15 protein-coding genes are annotated in these 15,749 nt (G+C 69.9%); 8 read left to right on the top strand and 7 right to left on the bottom strand.

The annotated features are described in order from the left end of the window. Window positions 1–125: 125 nt before the first annotated feature. Both ACFU7D_RS23225 and ACFU7D_RS23220 read right to left on the bottom strand, forming a co-directional pair. The gene (locus ACFU7D_RS23225; protein ID WP_378871731.1) at window positions 126–1,178 is read right to left on the bottom strand and encodes a hypothetical protein; all 1,053 of its coding nucleotides are present in this window, start codon (window positions 1,176–1,178) and stop codon (window positions 126–128) included. 129 nt (window positions 1,179–1,307) lie between these two features. Beyond that, entirely contained in the window at window positions 1,308–1,679 is a 372-nt protein-coding gene (locus tag ACFU7D_RS23220; RefSeq protein WP_378871729.1) for a sterol carrier family protein, read from the bottom strand. A gap of 63 nt (window positions 1,680–1,742) precedes the next feature. Between ACFU7D_RS23220 and ACFU7D_RS23215 the strand changes: the two genes are divergently transcribed. From ACFU7D_RS23215 to ACFU7D_RS23205, 3 genes are read left to right on the top strand one after another with little or no spacing between them, the layout of a single operon-like run. After that, window positions 1,743–2,468, top strand: a complete 726-nt coding sequence (locus ACFU7D_RS23215) for a hypothetical protein (protein WP_378871726.1) — start codon at window positions 1,743–1,745, stop codon at window positions 2,466–2,468. Between the two features lie 10 nt (window positions 2,469–2,478). Continuing rightward, a complete protein-coding gene (locus ACFU7D_RS23210; protein ID WP_378871723.1) occupies window positions 2,479–3,255 on the top strand; it encodes a serine hydrolase in 777 nt (258 codons plus the stop codon). An 8-nt stretch (window positions 3,256–3,263) separates the two neighbouring features. After that, the gene (locus ACFU7D_RS23205) at window positions 3,264–3,815 is read left to right on the top strand and encodes a GNAT family N-acetyltransferase (protein ID WP_378871720.1); all 552 of its coding nucleotides are present in this window, start codon (window positions 3,264–3,266) and stop codon (window positions 3,813–3,815) included. Here the strand turns inward: ACFU7D_RS23205 and ACFU7D_RS23200 are convergent. Next, window positions 3,804–4,751, bottom strand: a complete 948-nt coding sequence (locus ACFU7D_RS23200; RefSeq protein WP_378871717.1) for a helix-turn-helix transcriptional regulator — start codon at window positions 4,749–4,751, stop codon at window positions 3,804–3,806. The two genes, ACFU7D_RS23205 and ACFU7D_RS23200, sit on opposite strands and share 12 nt — an antisense overlap. 293 nt (window positions 4,752–5,044) lie before the next feature. Between ACFU7D_RS23200 and ACFU7D_RS23195 the strand changes: the two genes are divergently transcribed. The 3 genes from ACFU7D_RS23195 to ACFU7D_RS23185 are packed head-to-tail and all read left to right on the top strand — an operon-like array spanning window position 5,045 to window position 8,424. Further along, complete coding sequence (locus tag ACFU7D_RS23195) at window positions 5,045–6,067, top strand: ATP-binding cassette domain-containing protein (protein ID WP_378871714.1); 1,023 nt, start codon at window positions 5,045–5,047, stop codon at window positions 6,065–6,067. After that, on the top strand, window positions 6,064–6,870 hold the full coding sequence (locus tag ACFU7D_RS23190) for an ABC transporter permease (RefSeq protein WP_378871711.1): 807 nt from the start codon (window positions 6,064–6,066) through the stop codon (window positions 6,868–6,870). Before ACFU7D_RS23195 ends, ACFU7D_RS23190 begins: the two co-directional genes overlap by 4 nt. A gap of 54 nt (window positions 6,871–6,924) precedes the next feature. Then, entirely contained in the window at window positions 6,925–8,424 is a 1,500-nt protein-coding gene (locus ACFU7D_RS23185) for a DHA2 family efflux MFS transporter permease subunit (RefSeq protein ID WP_378871708.1), read from the top strand. Window positions 8,425–8,428: 4 nt separating this feature from the next. Here the strand turns inward: ACFU7D_RS23185 and ACFU7D_RS23180 are convergent, their stop codons facing one another. Next, on the bottom strand, window positions 8,429–9,490 hold the full coding sequence (locus tag ACFU7D_RS23180) for a CAP domain-containing protein (RefSeq protein ID WP_378871705.1): 1,062 nt from the start codon (window positions 9,488–9,490) through the stop codon (window positions 8,429–8,431). A gap of 20 nt (window positions 9,491–9,510) precedes the next feature. Next, a complete protein-coding gene (locus ACFU7D_RS23175) occupies window positions 9,511–10,242 on the bottom strand; it encodes a TetR/AcrR family transcriptional regulator (protein ID WP_378871702.1) in 732 nt (243 codons plus the stop codon). Between the two features lie 103 nt (window positions 10,243–10,345). On the opposite strand from ACFU7D_RS23175, the gene ACFU7D_RS23170 reads away from it, so the two are divergent. Beyond that, window positions 10,346–11,095: a DUF2306 domain-containing protein gene (locus tag ACFU7D_RS23170; RefSeq protein ID WP_378871699.1), complete on the top strand. Its 750-nt coding sequence runs from the start codon at window positions 10,346–10,348 to the stop codon at window positions 11,093–11,095. Here the strand turns inward: ACFU7D_RS23170 and purL are convergent. Further along, entirely contained in the window at window positions 11,014–13,302 is a 2,289-nt protein-coding gene (gene purL, locus ACFU7D_RS23165) for a phosphoribosylformylglycinamidine synthase subunit PurL (RefSeq protein WP_378871696.1), read from the bottom strand. The two genes, ACFU7D_RS23170 and purL, sit on opposite strands and share 82 nt — an antisense overlap. A gap of 51 nt (window positions 13,303–13,353) precedes the next feature. Then, a complete protein-coding gene (locus ACFU7D_RS23160; RefSeq protein WP_378871693.1) occupies window positions 13,354–14,022 on the bottom strand; it encodes a hypothetical protein in 669 nt (222 codons plus the stop codon). Between the two features lie 181 nt (window positions 14,023–14,203). Between ACFU7D_RS23160 and ACFU7D_RS23155 the strand changes: the two genes are divergently transcribed. Further along, window positions 14,204–15,595 carry a sulfatase-like hydrolase/transferase gene (locus ACFU7D_RS23155; RefSeq protein WP_378871690.1) on the top strand — a complete coding sequence of 464 codons (1,392 nt, stop codon included), beginning with the start codon at window positions 14,204–14,206 and terminating at the stop codon, window positions 15,593–15,595. Window positions 15,596–15,749 lie beyond the last annotated feature (154 nt).

Below are 15,749 nucleotides of genomic sequence, written 5' to 3'. Positions count from 1 at the left end.
GGGGGGGCGTGGCTCTTTGGGGGCTATTTGGGGGGGGGGGGCGGGCGGCGGGTCGGCCGGTAGCCAAGTGCCTATTCCGGGGGGGTATATGGACAGTTCGCTACCGGACTACCCCGAGCCCACCGTCACCCCGCCCGATTCGCCAAGAAGCGCTCCCGCTGGACGTCGTTCAACGCTCGGCGCTGTTCGACGGTGTGGGTGGGGGTCCACCAACGGGGTGGATCGATCGTCCAACGGCGGTCGGCGACGGCGATCCGACGCGCACGAGATCTCGCCTCCAGGGTGCGACGGAGGAACCCATTCGGGTCACCGATGTCGCGAGAGACCATGGTGACGTACTCGAGGCCCGCTGCGCGGAACAGACCCTCGCGTTGGATGTCGACAGCCCTCCGCTTGCCTTCCAGATGGAGCTTGCCGTCGTACTCCCCCACGACACCGGCTTCGAGATCGAGTACGTCTGGGGTCCCGATGTGCCGACCCTCGAGATCGAAGACCGGACGATTACACACCAGCGCGCTGAGCCCGAGATCGATCCGCCACAGGAGTCGTAGGTCGACCTCCCGCGGCGACCAGACGTTCTCGTCAGCCAGGACGATCGCCTCCCGAGCCATCCCGACACCAGTCCAGCCGTTCAGCGTCGATATGTACGCTGCCGCTTCGTTCTGACTGACATGGTCGCTCGCCATCGCCAGGTCGAGCCATCGCACCGCGTCACGTACATCCGACGAGTACCGCATCTCGAAGACGATCGATCTGGCGGGACTCGTGACCGGAAGCCCGTCGATCCAGCGACGCTCTTGCGGCGGCATCCGTTCGGCTGAGACCGCAAGGCCAGGCTGGGTGAGGAGCTTGTGACCATACGTCGCCAACGTCACCGGCCGCGCCTCGCCCATCCCCGCGAACCACTTCGCACCGGCCCATGCGTACGCTGCCCATCCCGTCACTGCGCCTGTGTTAGGCAGCAGGACCGCAGCCTCCAACACCCTCTGCTGTGCGTCGGACGAGTCGACGCTCGCCGGAACGTACAGCCCACGCCAGACGCGCCTCCATCGACTCCCGCGACTCTGCCTGGTTGTCGGCCCCGCCCGCCCGGTGGGGTCGAGTGGCAGCGGCATCACCACGTGTGGTCGCTCCGCAGACCATTGCCGCGGCCGGAAATGCTGTGCTCGCTTCGCCATGCCGCCAGCGTGCGCCGAGATCGGCCCCATGGCATCCGCTTTCTGGGGGCCTGTGGATAAGTCCGGAAGGGGTTGGTCGGGTAGTCCGGTAGCGAACTGCCTATTACTGGCGGGTATACGGGCAGTTCGCTACCGGACTACCCCACCCAAAGGCAGGTACGCCGACAGGTCGGTGCGTTCTCCAGACGCCCTGACCCGGGCCTGATCGACGGCGTCCGACCAGGTCATCGCTCCGGTGGCGAGGGCGATCCAGGTGACCGCGTCGGTCTCGATCACCGCCGGCGGGGTGCCGCGGGTGTGGCGTACGCCTTCGATGACCTGCGCCGCGGCATAGGGCGGGACGCGCACCTCGACGCTCTTGCCCGGCGCGCGCTGCTCCAGCACGGCGAGGAAGTGCTTGGTCAGGAGCCGTAGGTCGGCCTTGGCGGGCTCCTCGGCGCGTACGCGATCCAGGGCATCGGCCACGTCAGCCGCGGCCGCGGGCTTGAGTCGGGCTGGCACGTCGACACCCTATCTGCGGTGGTTTCCCACCGTGGCGGCACGCGACCACTACGCTCCGGTGACGTGGGACTGGAGAGACTCGAGTCGGAGATGGTGCTGACGACCGTCGAGACGCTGCACGGACGGATCGCGGCACGCTTCCCCGACCGTGGCCTGGTAAAGGTCGCGGAGGAGCTGAGCGGGCTGATCAGGGAGTCCTCCGGCGTCGGGGACCGGCTCCGGCGACGGTTGCTGTGGACGCGCGGGGTCTCCCGCGTGCTGATCCTGGCCGTCCTCGTGCTGACGTTGGTCGCCATCATCTGGGGTCTCGCGACGGCGTTCGGTGACGAGACGCTCACCGGCGTCCAGTGGCTACCGCTGATGGAGAGCACCGTCAACGACCTCATCTTCGCCGCGGTCGCGATCTTCTTCCTCTACACGATCCCGGAGCGGCTGCTGCGGTCGCGGGCGCTGAAGCTGCTGCACCGGCTGCGCTCGCTGGCCCACATCATCGACATGCACCAGCTCACCAAGGACCCCGAGCGGCTGCGTACCGGGTTCACGCCCACCTCGGCCAGCGTCCGGTTCACCCTCGACGCCGACGGGCTGATCCACTATCTGGAGTACTGCTCCGAGCTGCTCAGCCTCGTCGGCAAGACGGCCGCGCTGTGCGCCGAGGACTCCCAGGACAACGTCGTCCTGGACACGGTCAGCACCGTCGAGGGCCTCACCGTCGACCTCTCCCGCAAGATCTGGCAGAAGATCCAGGTCGTCGGCGAGCTGCGCGAGGAGCAGTCGTCCTCTGCCTAGGATCCGTCGCATGAGTTCACGGACGGAGTGGTCGATCCTCGCGGTCGACACGGGCTCCGGTGAGACCCTCGTCGAATCCACCCCGGACCTGTTGCTGCCGACCGCCAGCGTCGCCAAGATCTTCCTGCTGCACCACCTCGCCGAGCTGCTCGACGAGGACGCGTCGCTGGGGCAGCTGATGCTGCGCAAGGACAGCGTCGCGCCGGTGGCCGACAGCGGCCTGTGGCAGCATCTCGACGCCCCCGCGCTGACCCTGAACGACTGCGCCCGGCTGGTGGGCGCGGTCTCGGACAACCTGGCAACCAACGTGCTTCTCGGCCACGTCGGCCTCGCTCCGGTCCAGGCCGTCGCGCGTCGGCTGGCCGCGGGCGGGTCGATGCTGAACGACTCGGTCCGGGACGTACGCGGGCCGGAGGATGCACCGATGCTCTCCATCGGCTGTGCCGCCGACTGGGTCGCCTACTTCCGTACGCCACACCCCACCGTGTTGTCCTGGCTGGCGCCGTCCGCCGACCTGTCGATGGTCTCCGCCGCGTTCGGCCTGGACCCGCTGGCCCACACCGATCCTGTTCACGACCTGCGGGTGTGGAGCAAGACCGGCACCGACGAGGGTGTCCGCGCCGAGGTCGGGCTGCTCGACGTCGGTGGCCGCCGGGCCGCGTACGCGGTCATCTGCCGGTTCCCGGGGGAGGTCATCCCGGTGCTGGCTCAGATGCGGGCGTACGGCACGCTGATCCTGGATGCGTTGCAGGACGGCGACGCTCCAGGCCCCGGTTCGGCACGGTAGGAGATCAGTTGTTCAGCATCGACCTCGGGAACGGCGCGGAGATGGTCCTGCGTGACCGGTCGACCGACTTCGCCGTCCACCAGCTCATCAACGCCAACCTCGAACACCTCCGGGAGTGGGAGCCGTGGGCGCACGGCAACCAGACCATGCTGAGCGTCGCCGGTTTCGGCACCTACCTGCTGAACCAGTGGGTCAAGGGCGAGGCGGTCCCATGCGTCATCCGCCAGGACGGCAAGGTCGCCGGCGCCACGACCGCGCGGATCAACCTCTACGAGAAGTCGGCCACGATCGGCTACTGGCTGGGCGAGGCGTACGAGGGCCGCGGCCTGATCACCCGCGCCGTCTCGGCGCTGCTGGACACCCTTTTCGACGAGTACGACATCGCCCGGGCGATCATCGACACCTCCGTCTTCAACAAGCGCAGCCGCGCGGTCGCTGAGCGTCTCGGCTTCACCCACGAGGGCACCATGCGCGGCGCGCAGGCCTATCCGGGCGAGCGCCGGGACCTGGTGGTCTACGGGCTCCTACGCGAGGAGTGGGCGGCCCGCTCAGGCAGATGAGCGGACGAAACGCTCCCCCGCCTGCTTGACCAGCTCGGCCAGCTCGGTGGGCTGCTCGACCGTGAAGTCGGCGTCGACGCCGGCGAGGATCATCATCGGCCAGCCCAGATCGTCGGCGTGCATGCGCAGCCGGCAGCCACCTTCGGCGGGCTCGACCTCGCCCCAGCGTCCCACCCGCTGCGCGACCACCTCGGGCTCGACGCCGAAGTGGACGCAGATCTCATGGGCTGCGGGGCGGGAGCGGATGCCCGCCTGCACGTACGCGGCTGCGTCCCCGCCCGGGATCTCCCGCGGGCGGAACACCTGACCGGTGGTCGTCGGGTCGCTGACCCTGTCGACACGGAAGGATCGCCAGTCCTGGCGGACCCGGTCGTAGGCGAGGAGATACCAGCGGTTGCCGAGCGTCACCAGCCGGTGTGGCTCCACGCGCCGCCGGGTCGGCTCGGCCTCGGGCGCCTGGTAGGTGAACGTCAGCGCCTCGTCGTCGCGGCAGGCCTGCGCCAGGATCCCGAGCACACCCGCGTCCAGCGGGACCCGGCCGCCCCAGGGGAGGGAGTCGGTCTGCGAGGTGACTGCGTCCATCCGCCGCCGCAGCCGCGGCGGCATCAGCGCGACGACCTTGCCCAGCGCCTGAGCCGAGGTGTCCCCCATCCCGGCGACCAGGCCGGCAGCAGCGGTGCGCAGCCCGACGGCGATCGCGACCGCCTCCTCGTCGTCGAGCAGCAACGGCGGCAGCGCATTGCCGGCCCGGAGCTGGTAGCCCCCGGCCACCCCGCGGGTGGCGTCCACGTCGTAGCCGAGATCGCGCAGCCGCTCGATATCCCGCCGCAACGTACGGTCGCTGACCTCGAGGCGCACGGACAGCTCCGTGCCGGGCCAGAAACGGTGGGTCTGCAGCAGGGAGAGGAGCTGCAGCATCCGGGCGCTCGTGCTCATGCCGTCGCCTCCGTCGAACAGAGGCAAGGATACGGACGCGACGGCCTGAGGCTGATTGTCGCTCGCTGACGCTCGCTCATGAGTCCGACCCTAAGCGTGATTGCGGTCAGGTCGTGACCTGATTCGCACATGAACTGGAACGAGACCGCGCGTCGGTCGGCTCGCCCCCTCCTCGAGCCGACCGACGCCGCGCTAGCTCTCTCTTACCCACTCGCGGGACTTCTAAACCGGATCTCGGAAGAAAGTTTCGAAAGCGGACAGAAGCTGACCGCATGACGTCAGAGGCTGGAGGCATGACGAACCACAGCAACCAGCGGCCGGTGATCCGCACTCAGGCGCTGACCAGGCACTTCACCCGAAGCAAGAAGACCGTCGAAGCCGTACGCGGGCTCGATCTGGAGATCCACCAAGGTGAGCTCGTCGCCTTCCTCGGTCCCAACGGAGCCGGCAAGTCGACGACCTTGCGGATGCTGACCACCCTCATCCCGCCCACCTCCGGCACCGCCGAGGTCGCCGACCACGACGTCGTCCGCTCCCGCGCGGCCGTCCGGCGCTCGATCGGCTACGTCGGTCAGGGCAACGCCGCGGCCTTCGTCCAGCGTGGCCGCGACGAGCTGATGTCCCAGGCCCGCGCCCACGGCATCCCGCGAGCCGCCGCGAAGGCGCGCATCGAGGAGCTGCTCGTGGCCTTCGACCTCCAGGAGTACGCCGACCGAGCGGTGCAGACGCTCAGCGGGGGCCAGCGGCGGCGGCTCGACATCGCGATCGGGCTGCTCAACCACCCCGAGGTGCTGTTCCTCGACGAGCCCTCGACCGGCCTCGATCCGCAGAACCGCGCCAACCTGCAGGAACAGATCCGCCGCCTCCACGAGGGCGGCACCACGATCGTCCTCACCACCCACTACCTCGAGGAGGCGGACGCGCTCGCCGGACGGGTGATCGTCATCGACCACGGCGTGGTGATCGCCGACGACACCGCCACTCGCCTCAAGGAGCGGCTCGGTGACCTGGTGCTCCTCGGCTTCGGCAGCGAGGCCGACGCCGCGACCGCGGCCGCTCGCGCCGAGTCGTCGTTGACCGGTCCCACCCTCATCGAGCGCATCGGGACGCAGGTCTCGATCCGCACGCCGCGCGGCGCCGACAGCGCCCCGGCGATGGCGATCGACCTGGCCGCCCACGGCACGCCCGCGATCCGGATGGAGGTCCACGCCCCCACCCTCGACGACGTCTTCCTCGACCTGACCGGCCGCAGCCTGCGCGAGTCGGCCGAGTCAACCCGCAACGCCAGCACCCAGACCGAAGGAGCAGCAGCATGACCACTCTCACCGTCCCCGCCACACAGGTCCGCCACGCCTCCCGCGTCCCGAGCCGCTCGACCGGGTTCCTCACCGACACCTGGACCGTGCTGCTCCGCGAGCTCACACCCAAGCTGCGTCAGCCGGCCTCCATGCTGTTCGCGATGGTGCAGCCGCTGGTCTTCCTTGGCCTCTTCGCCCCGCTCCTGCCCGAGGTCGAGACCGGCAGCGCGCTGCAGTGGTTCGTGCCGGGCATCGTCGTGATGACCGCACTCATGGGCGCCTCGATGACCGGCGCGGACCTGACCGCCGAGATCCGCTCCGGCTCCCACGAGCGGCTGCTGGTCTCGCCCCTGTCGAGGCCGTCCCTGCTGGTCGGGCGGGCCCTGAAGGAGGTCGTGCCGGTCCTGTTCCAGACGGTCGTCATCCTCGCCGTGGTGACCCCGTTCAGCTTCGACCTCCACCTCGGCGGGGTCCTGGTCGGAGCCGTCATCGTCTCGCTCTTCGCGATCGGTCTGGGTGCGCTCAGCTTCGCGCTGGCCACCGCCGCGAAGGAGCAGGACTGGGTGTTCTGGACGGTCCAGCAGATGCTGATCTTCCCGCTGCTGCTCCTCTCCGGCGTCCTGCTCCCCCTCGACGGCGCTCCCGGCTGGCTGCGGTTCCTGAGCGACATCAACCCGATGACGTACGTCGTGGAGGCGGAGCGGGCGCTCTTCGCCGGCCAGTTCCCGGCCGATGTCGTCATCGGCGGCTTCGTCGCGGCCGCTGCCGTCGCGGTGGGCGGGGTGCTCGTCGGCGTACGGACCATGGAGAGGTCGAGCTGAGGTCGGGCCGAAACCCCTTGACCTCAAGTTCACTTTAGCTTCCACACTGGACGCATGACACCCCGACCCCGCACGGCCCCGAGCCCGACAACGATCGTGCTCACCGTCATCGCCGGCACGGTGATGATCCCGATCGACATCACGATCGTCGCGGTAGCGATCGCCCGTCTCTCCCAGGAGACGGGCGCTTCGCTGCCGGTGATCCAATGGGTCGCGACCGGCTACACGCTCGCCCTGGCGACGGTCATCCCGGCCGCGGCCTGGGCGATCAGCCGGTTCGGCGCGCGCCAGGTCTTCCTGACCGCGATCGGCGTCTTCACCATCGGGTCCGGGCTGGTCGCGGCCTCGTGGAACGTCGAGTCGCTGATCGCGTTCCGGGTGCTGCAGGGACTCGGCGGCGGCTTCGTGATGCCGGCCGCGATGACCCTGACGCTGCGCTCGGCCCCACACGAGGAGCGGGGCCGCCTGATGGCGCTGATGGGATTGCCGGTGCTGGTCGGGCCCGTCTTCGGACCGGTGCTCGGAGGCTGGCTGCTCGACACGATGTCGTGGCGGTGGATGTTTCTCATCAACCTGCCGCTGGGTGTGCTCGGCCTCGTCCTCGGGATGCGCAACCTTCCGCGCCTGGAGCGCGGCCCGAGCGCGCGCCTGGACGTACGCGGCCTGCTCCTGCTTCCGCCCGCGATGGCACTCCTCGTGCTGGGCACCTCGTTCGCCGAGGGCACCCTGCTCGACGCTCAGGTACTGCTCCCGATCGGGGCCGGGATCATCCTCGTGGCGCTCTTCGTCCGGCACGCGCTCCGCGCCGCGGCTCCTCTGCTGGACATCCGGCTCCTCGGCCGGCGCCTGACCGGCGGCAGCGCCGCGCTGCTGGTCTGCTTCGCCGGCGGCTACTTCGGCTCGATGATCCTGGTGCCGCTCTACTGGCAGGTCGTACGCGGCGAGTCCGCGACCACCGCAGGCCTGCTGATGGCTCCGGCCGGTATCGCGGCCGGGATCATGATCCAGATCTCCGGTCGACTCATCGACCGCTACCCGCCGCTGCCGGTGATCGGCTCGGGCATCGTGGTCTCCACGCTGGGCTTCGGCGCCCTGGCGCTCCAGCTGAGCGCTGACGCACCGATGCTGCAGTTGGCGACGACCCACGCCGTCGCGACCGCAGGCGCCGGGTTCGTGATGCTGCCGACCATGACCATCGCGACCCGCTACCTCGAGGACAGCGCCATCCCGGCCGGCTCGACGATGATCAACGTGCTGAACCAGATCGCCACCGCCCTGTGCACCGCCGGCGTCTCGGTGCTCCTGGCCGCCGCACTCTCCACCCGCCTGCCCGGGCTGGGCAGCGACGGCATCGGTGCGATCGGCTCCCTCTCGCCCACCGAGCGAGCGGCCGTCGCGCCGCTGGCCGCCGAGGCCCTGCAGGTCGCGTTCTGGCTCCCGGTCACGATGATGGCGATCTCGGCCGTGGTCGCGTTCGTCGTCTTCCGGCGTACGCCGTCGGCACGGCAGGCGCCTGCCGACAGCCGTCGGCCCGTCGCCGCGGTCGCCGACTAGGTCGTCACCATTGGCGGTTGTCTCCGGGATACGGAGGACCGGGGTTGCCGGGGCGCCCAGGGTTCGGCCCAAGGTTCGGGCGCGGGATCGGGCGCGGGATCGGGCGCGGGATCGGGCGGCCCGGGTTGGGCTGGCCGGGGCCCGCCGGATGCACCTGGCCCCGGTAGACCGGGCCACCAGGGTGCGGGCGGACGTGCCGCGCGGGAGGTGCCTCCAGGTCGCGCCGGAGCCGTTCGCGGCGCCGGCGACGAGCCAGCAGGAAGGCGATGAGCAGCCCCAGCCCCGAGAGCCCGAGCACCCCGACGGCCATCTCGACGTAGCCGATCCCGAACAGCCCGCTGGAGGTGGGAGCCGGACCGTCCGAGGCGTCACTGAAGGTCACCGGGCCGGCCGTCTCCGAGTCGCCGGCGAGCGCCGACTCGGACTCGGACGGTGACGCCGAGGGCGAGGTCGAGGTCGACTTCGTCGGCGATGCGGAGGCGGACGGCGTACGCGACGGGGTCGGCGACGCGGTCGCCGACTTCTTGGGCTTCGGGGTCTCACGAGGAGCTTCGGTCGTCGCCGGAGCGGTCGGCGCCGGCGTGGTGGCCTTCGGCTTCGCGGTCGGCCGCACGCCCGGCGGGTACTTCGCGAAGACCTGGACGCCCCAGCTGGTGCCCTCGACCACGACGAACGCGATCCCGATGTGGGTGTAGTCGCCCAGGATGTTGGCCCGGTGCCCGTCGGAGTTCATCCAGCCCTTGTGCATCTGGGCACCGGTCGGATAGCCCATGGCGACGTTCTCCCCGATCCCCTGCCACCCCTCCGGCACCTGCTCGGCGAGGTCAGGGTTGTGCGAGAGCGCTTCGTCGGCGGCGATCTTGTAGGCCCACTTACGCGCCAGCCCGTCGAGCGCGGAGTCGCGCGTCAGCGGGCCCAGTCCCGCGTCAGAACGAGCGTTGTTCGCGAGCCGCTTGATCGTCCCGCCCTCCCCCGCGGAGGCCGGACCAGCGCTGACGAGCAGCGCGGCAGTCGCCAGCAGCAGGGCGAGGACATAGGACACGGGGCGATGCAGGTGGGGGAACATCCCCGCCAGGGTATCTACCTTTACTCAGGAGTGCTGCGCCCGAGGTGGCGCTCGATGTGGGCCGCGATCCCAGCCATCAGCAGGCCCTGCCCGAAGGCCGAGGGGTCATCGGAGTCGGATCCCTCGCCCGACTCGGCGGGCCGCCAGGTGGCCATCGACGCCATCAGATGCGGGAAACGCTCCGGATCCGCGTACGTCACGAGCATCTGCTCGAAGGTCGCGAAGGGGTTCTCCGTCAGCCGAGCCGCCTCGACCTCGACCCGAGCCTCACCCAGGCCGTACTGGGAGATGATCCCCAGGATCGCCAGCTTCTCCTCCGCGGGCAGAGCCACCTCGCGCAGGTAGTAGAACCCCAGATCGATCCAGGCGAGGCGGTTGGGCCCGGGGAGCGTGGCAGCGAGCGGCAGGTCCAGGAACCACGGCTTGCTCAGCGCCAGGTCGACCTGCGCGCGCATCCAGGCCGCCAGGCCCTCGCGCCAGTCGAGGTCTCGCGGCGGCGCGGGCAGGTCCGCACAGAGGCGGTCGGCGAGCAGGATGAGCAGCTCGTCCTTGTTCTTCACGTGGCGGTAGAGGGCCATCGGCGAGCAGCCCGCCGCCTCGGCGACCCGGGCCATCGAGACGGCGGCAAGGCCCTGCTCGTCGGCGATGGCGTAGGCGGCCTCGACGATCTGGGCGACGCTCAGCGCCGGCTTGGGGCCGCGCCGGCCGGCCGGAGGCTTGCCCCACAGACGAGGGATCAGTTCGGAACTCATCGCGTCCATCATGCACTGCTCCTTCCAGAAACGGGTTGACCGCCTCCTCTATTTGCGTACTGTATAAACAGTTAATCTCATACGCTATTAGATCGGACGGCTCATGAGCACTTCGACACGACCCCTGGCGCGCCAATGGTGGGTCTTCCCGCTGGCCGCCGCGACGGTGATCTTCCTGGTGACGGCGCTGCCGCGGTATGTCGGCCTGGACCCGTCGCAGTCGCTCGTTCCCACCGACCGCGGCCCGGCGTTCTACCCGGCGCTGGTGACGCACATCTTCTTCGGCTCGGTGATGCTCTGCTGCGGCGTACTCCAGCTGTGGCCGTGGCTGCGCAACAACCACCCGAAAGTGCACCGCTGGACCGGACGCACCTATGTCGTCACCGCGATCCCGACGGGCCTGGCAGCGCTGGTCACCAGCCAGTTCCCCGCCGCCGGACCGTCCCAGCAGGTCGGCAACACGTTCCTGGCCGTGCTGTTCCTGCTGTTCACCGTGCAGGGCTACCGTGCCGCGCGGCAGCGGCGGTTCAAGGACCACCGCGAATGGATGTACCGCAGCTATGCGATGGCGTTCTCGATCGTCGCCAACCGCTTCTGGGGGATGGTGATGATCATGGTCTTCGTGCCCGAGGTCATGACCGGCGCCGACCTCGGCACCGAGGACCCCACCCTCGCCAGCGCCGCCGCGGCCTCGGCCTGGGTCAGCTGGGTCGTGAACCTGCTGATCGCCGAGTGGATCATCCACCGCAAGCCGCGCCGGCGCGGCGCCGATCAGGCCAGCGCGTCCCGCAGGGTCGAGCGCCAGACGCCGGTGAGCTCCTCGAGCGGGATCTCGACGCTGCCGCCGTCATAGGCGATCGAGTAGGTGGCGCCGCCGGTCACGCCCAGCTGCGTCGCCGCGACCCCGTGGCGCTCGGCCAGCGAGGTGAGCCGCTCGACGTCGTCGGCCTTGACGGTGACGAGCGCACGGGCGACCGACTCCGAGAAGAGCGCGACGAACGGGTCACCGGCGAGCGTGACGGAGACGCCTAGCCCTGCGGACATCGCCGGCTCGGCCAGCGCCTGCATCAGGCCACCGTCGGAGAGGTCGTGGGCGGAGGTGACGAAGCGCGCCTCCAGCAGCAGCTCGGCGAGCGCCTTCTCCGCCGCCAGGTTCACCTTCGGCGGCAGCCCGCCGAGGTGGCCGTGGACGACGTGGGCCCACTCCGAGCCGGAGAGCTCCTCGTGGGTCTCACCGAGGAGGACGACGACCTCGTCGGCCGCCTGGAAGTCCGAAGGCGTACGCGTGGTGACGTCCTCGATCACACCGAGCGTCGCGACCACCGGCGTCGGGTGGATGGCGACCTCGCCGGTCTGGTTGTAGAGGGAGACGTTGCCGCCGGTGACCGGGATGCCCAGCTCGAGGCAGGCGTCCTTCAGGCCGCGGGTGGCCTCGGCGAACTGCCACATCACGTCGGGGTCCTCCGGGGAGCCGAAGTTGAGGCAGTCGGAGATGGCCAGCGGCTTGGCGCCGACGGAGGCGACGTTGCGGTAGGACTCGGACAGGGCGAGCTGGGCACCGGCGTAGGGGTCCAGCTTGGCGAATCGACCGTTGGCGTCGGTGGCGAGCGCGACACCGAGGTTGGTCGACTCGTCGACACGGATCATGCCGCCGTCGGCGGGCTGGGAGAGGACGGTGTTGCCGCGCACGTAGCGGTCGTACTGCTCGGTGATCCAGGACTTGTCGCACAGGTTCTCCGAGGCGACCAGCTTCAGGACGGTCTCGCGGAGCTCGTCGGCAGAGGCCGCACGCGGGAGCTTCTCGGCCACGTCGGCCTGCAGCGCGTCCTGCCACGCCGGGCGGGCGTAGGGGCGCTCGTAGACCGGGCCGTCGTGGGCGACGGTGCGCGGGTCGACGTCGACGATCGGCTCGCCGTGCCAGTCGACACGGAGCCGGCCCTCGCCGGTGACGGTGCCGATCGTGGCGGCCTCGACGTCCCACTTGTCGCAGATGGCCATGAAGGTGGCCTCGTCCTCGGGCGCGATGACGGCCATCATCCGCTCCTGGGACTCGCTCATCAGGATCTCCTCCGGCGCGAGCGTCGAGTCGCGCAGCGGGACCTTGGTCAGCTCGACGTGCATGCCGCCGTCACCGGCAGCGGCGAGCTCGGAGGTGGCGCACGAGATGCCGGCCGCACCGAAGTCCTGGATGCCGCGCACGATGCCGGCCGCGAAGAGCTCGAGGGTGCACTCGATCAGCAGCTTCTCCATGAACGGGTCGCCGACCTGGACGCTCGGCCGCTTCGCGGGACCGTCCTCGTCGAACTCCACCGAAGCCAGGATGGAGGCGCCGCCGATGCCGTCGCCACCGGTGCGCGCGCCGTACATGATCACCAGGTTGCCGGCGCCCGACGCCTTGGCGAGGTGGAGGTCCTCGTGGCGGAGCACGCCGACACAGAGGGCGTTGACCAGCGGGTTGCCGAGGTAGGAGGCGTCGAAGACGGCCTCGCCGCCGATGTTCGGCAGGCCCAGGCAGTTGCCGTAGTGGCCGACCCCGGAGACGATCCCGGGCAGCACCCGGTGGGTGTCCGGCTCGCTCAGCGGACCGAAGCGGAGCGGGTCCATGACGGCGACCGGCCGCGCGCCCATCGCGAGGATGTCGCGGACGATGCCGCCGACACCGGTCGCGGCGCCCTGGTGCGGCTCGACATAGCTCGGGTGGTTGTGCGACTCGACCTTGAAGGTGACCGCGTAGCCCTGGCCGACGTCGAGCACGCCCGCGTTCTCACCGATGCCGGCGAGCATCTTGCCGGCCGGGGTCTCCTGCGGGATCTCGCCGAACTGCTTCAGGTGCACCTTGGAGGACTTGTAGGAGCAGTGCTCGGACCACATCACCGAGTACATCGCCAGCTCCGCGCCGGTCGGCCGGCGGCCGAGGATGCGCCTGATCTCGGCGTACTCGTCCTCCTTCAGGCCGAGCTCGGCCCAGGGCTGCTCGCGGTCGGGGTCACCGGCAGCGTGGTGCACGGTGTCCAGGAGCGGAAGATCGGACGCAACGGCAGCGGACGAAGTCTCGGTCACGGGCAGAAATCTACGTCAGAAGTGCCCAATCCCCCGAGTCGTCACCGGTCCTCAGCGGGGCAGCCCGCGCCACTCCCGCAGGTCGCGGATCTCACCGAACTCCTCGAGCGCCTGGCGGGCGACCTCACCGTCGCCGGCGTAGGCGGCGACGCTCCAGCCGTGACCCTCCACCATCTCGGCGGTGACCCAGGAGGCCTGGCCGTGCGGGGTGGGCAACCGGCGCGGGCGCCAGGAGAGCGACATCGCGCCATCGGAGCGCTGCTCGATCCTCGGGGTCGAACCGGTGGCGGTGTACTTCCTCTGGCCGGCGTGCCACTCGCTCCAGTAGGCGTAGTGGAGGTAGACCGGGGTGCCGCGCCAGGACATCGAGCACTCGATGAAGAGGCGATGTCTTGAGCTTGTCGAAGGGTCGCCCTCGCCGGTCTCGCCCGAAGCGCACTCGCCGCTCCGGAAGGCGTCCTCGTAGCCCGGAAAGACCCACTTCAGACCGTCGGCACCACGCGGGTCAGGGCACCGGGTCAGGGAGCCGGCGCCGTTGCCGTCCCAGCAGACGTAGGGCGTGTTGGCCTGCCTGGTGGTCGAGCTGACCTGGTCGGCGACCGCGAACGGCCCGATCACCTGGCCGCCGTGGGCGACATGGATGATCCCGGCGACCGTCAGCGCGAGCATGACCGTGATCGCGAAGAGGACCGGCGTCACCCGATCGCGTCGCTGCTGCACCGGTCCCCACCCCCTTGGCGATCCGTTCTTTACCAAGGTAACGCCGCCACGCCGCTTTGGTTAGGGCCCAGATGCCACGGGACCAACGTCCCGTCGCGTCCGCGACCCGAGACCCCCGCCCGCCGGCCGGACGGTCACCTAGTCTTCTATTCCTAGTTATTCACTGAAGAAAGGCCATACGGTGTCCTCCCCCAGCACATTCAGCCGACGCAGCCTGCTCGCCACCGGAGCCGGCGCGGTCGCCGCCACCGGCCTCGCCACCCCCGCCAACGCAGCCGTCGAGACGCCGTTCCGGGCCCGCAAGGTCAACCGGCCCAAGCTCAAGCCCAACCTCCTCGTGATCCTCGGCGACGACCTCGGCTGGGCCGACCTGTCCGCGTACGGCTCCCCCGACATCAAGACACCCCACCTGGACCGGCTCGCGGCCTCGGGCGTGCGGTTCACCGATGCGTACTCCGCCTCCTCGGTCTGCTCCCCCACCCGCTTCGGCCTCTACACCGGGCGCTACCCCGGTCGCCTCGCCGGCGGCCTGCCGGAGCCCATCGCCTCTCCGAACAAGCTCCACGGCATCCCGCTCGACCACCCGACGCTGGCCTCACTGCTCAAGGAGCAGGGCTACTCGACAGCGCTCTTCGGCAAGTGGCACTGCGGGTTCCTGCCCTGGTACAGCCCGACCCGGGTCGGCTGGGACGAGTTCTTCGGCAACTTCTCCGGCGGGATCGACTACTTCTCGAAGTTCAGCCACAACGGTGCGTACGACCTCTATGAGGACGAGGTGGAGGTCGAGGACCTTCGCTACTACACCGAGATCGTCACCGAGAAGGCCGTCGACTTCATCGAGCGCGACCACCAGGACCCCTGGCTCCTCAACCTCAACTTCACCACTCCGCACTGGCCCTGGGAGGGACCGGACGACAGAGATGTCAGCGACGAGCTGACCGCCCGGCTCAAGGGCGGGGAGAGCGGCGTGCTCTTCCACCGGGACGGCGGCTCGCTGGCGACGTACAAGACCATGGTCGAGGATCTCGACCAGTCGATCGGCCAGGTCGTCCGGGCGCTCGAGCGCACCGGCCAGCTCCGCGACACCGTCGTCTTCTTCGCCAGCGACAACGGCGGCGAGCGGTTCTCCAACGTGTGGCCGTTCACCGGAGCGAAGTCGGGCCTCAACGAGGGCGGCATCCGGGTGCCCACCATCCTGAGCTGGCCCGGCACCCTGCCCGGCCGCCAGGTCAGCGACGAGCCCGCGGTCACGACCGACTGGACCGCGACCTTCCTGGAGCTCGCCGGCGCGACGCCGGCGCAGGACTACCCGCTGGACGGCACCAGCCTGGTACCACTCCTCTTCGGCGGCCGGCCGCGCGAGACCCAGGACCTCTTCTGGCGCATGCGCGGACAGCGGGCGCTGCGCCGCGGCTCGCTCAAGTACCTGCAGCTGGACGGCACCGACCACCTCTACGACCTGAGCGAGGACGTACGCGAGCAGGCCGACCTGGCCCGGAAGCGGCCCGAGGACCTGGCCGAGCTCCGTGCTGCCTGGGAGAGGATCGACGAGACCCTGCTGGCGTACTCCTGACGCAGCCTGGGCGAGTCCACTGGTAACTAAGTGACGGTTGTGACTACCGTGACGAAATATGGGGGACTTCACCAGGTTCAAGTACGTCAGACGGGCACTCGGCGCGGGCTTGGTCTCGGGTGTCGTCGGCGTCGCGGGGGGGGGCAATACCCCC

The organism is Nocardioides sp. NPDC057577, assembly GCF_042801335.1.
Classification (GTDB): Bacteria; Actinomycetota; Actinomycetes; order Propionibacteriales; family Nocardioidaceae; genus Nocardioides.
This window is presented reverse-complemented; position numbering and strand designations above follow the sequence as displayed.

What these genes read in the sequence shown, in the direction of transcription:
- ACFU7D_RS23225 (WP_378871731.1), bottom strand. Translation starts at nt 1,178, where the DNA reads ATGGCGAAGCGAGCACAGCATTTCCGGCCGCGGCAATGGTCTGCGGAG.
- ACFU7D_RS23210 (WP_378871723.1), top strand. Translation starts at nt 2,479, where the DNA reads ATGAGTTCACGGACGGAGTGGTCGATCCTCGCGGTCGACACGGGCTCC.
- ACFU7D_RS23200 (WP_378871717.1), bottom strand. Translation starts at nt 4,751, where the DNA reads ATGAGCACGAGCGCCCGGATGCTGCAGCTCCTCTCCCTGCTGCAGACC.
- ACFU7D_RS23195 (WP_378871714.1), top strand. Translation starts at nt 5,045, where the DNA reads ATGACGAACCACAGCAACCAGCGGCCGGTGATCCGCACTCAGGCGCTG.
- ACFU7D_RS23190 (WP_378871711.1), top strand. Translation starts at nt 6,064, where the DNA reads ATGACCACTCTCACCGTCCCCGCCACACAGGTCCGCCACGCCTCCCGC.
- ACFU7D_RS23185 (WP_378871708.1), top strand. Translation starts at nt 6,925, where the DNA reads ATGACACCCCGACCCCGCACGGCCCCGAGCCCGACAACGATCGTGCTC.
- ACFU7D_RS23180 (WP_378871705.1), bottom strand. Translation starts at nt 9,490, where the DNA reads ATGTTCCCCCACCTGCATCGCCCCGTGTCCTATGTCCTCGCCCTGCTG.
- ACFU7D_RS23175 (WP_378871702.1), bottom strand. Translation starts at nt 10,242, where the DNA reads ATGAGTTCCGAACTGATCCCTCGTCTGTGGGGCAAGCCTCCGGCCGGC.
- ACFU7D_RS23170 (WP_378871699.1), top strand. Translation starts at nt 10,346, where the DNA reads ATGAGCACTTCGACACGACCCCTGGCGCGCCAATGGTGGGTCTTCCCG.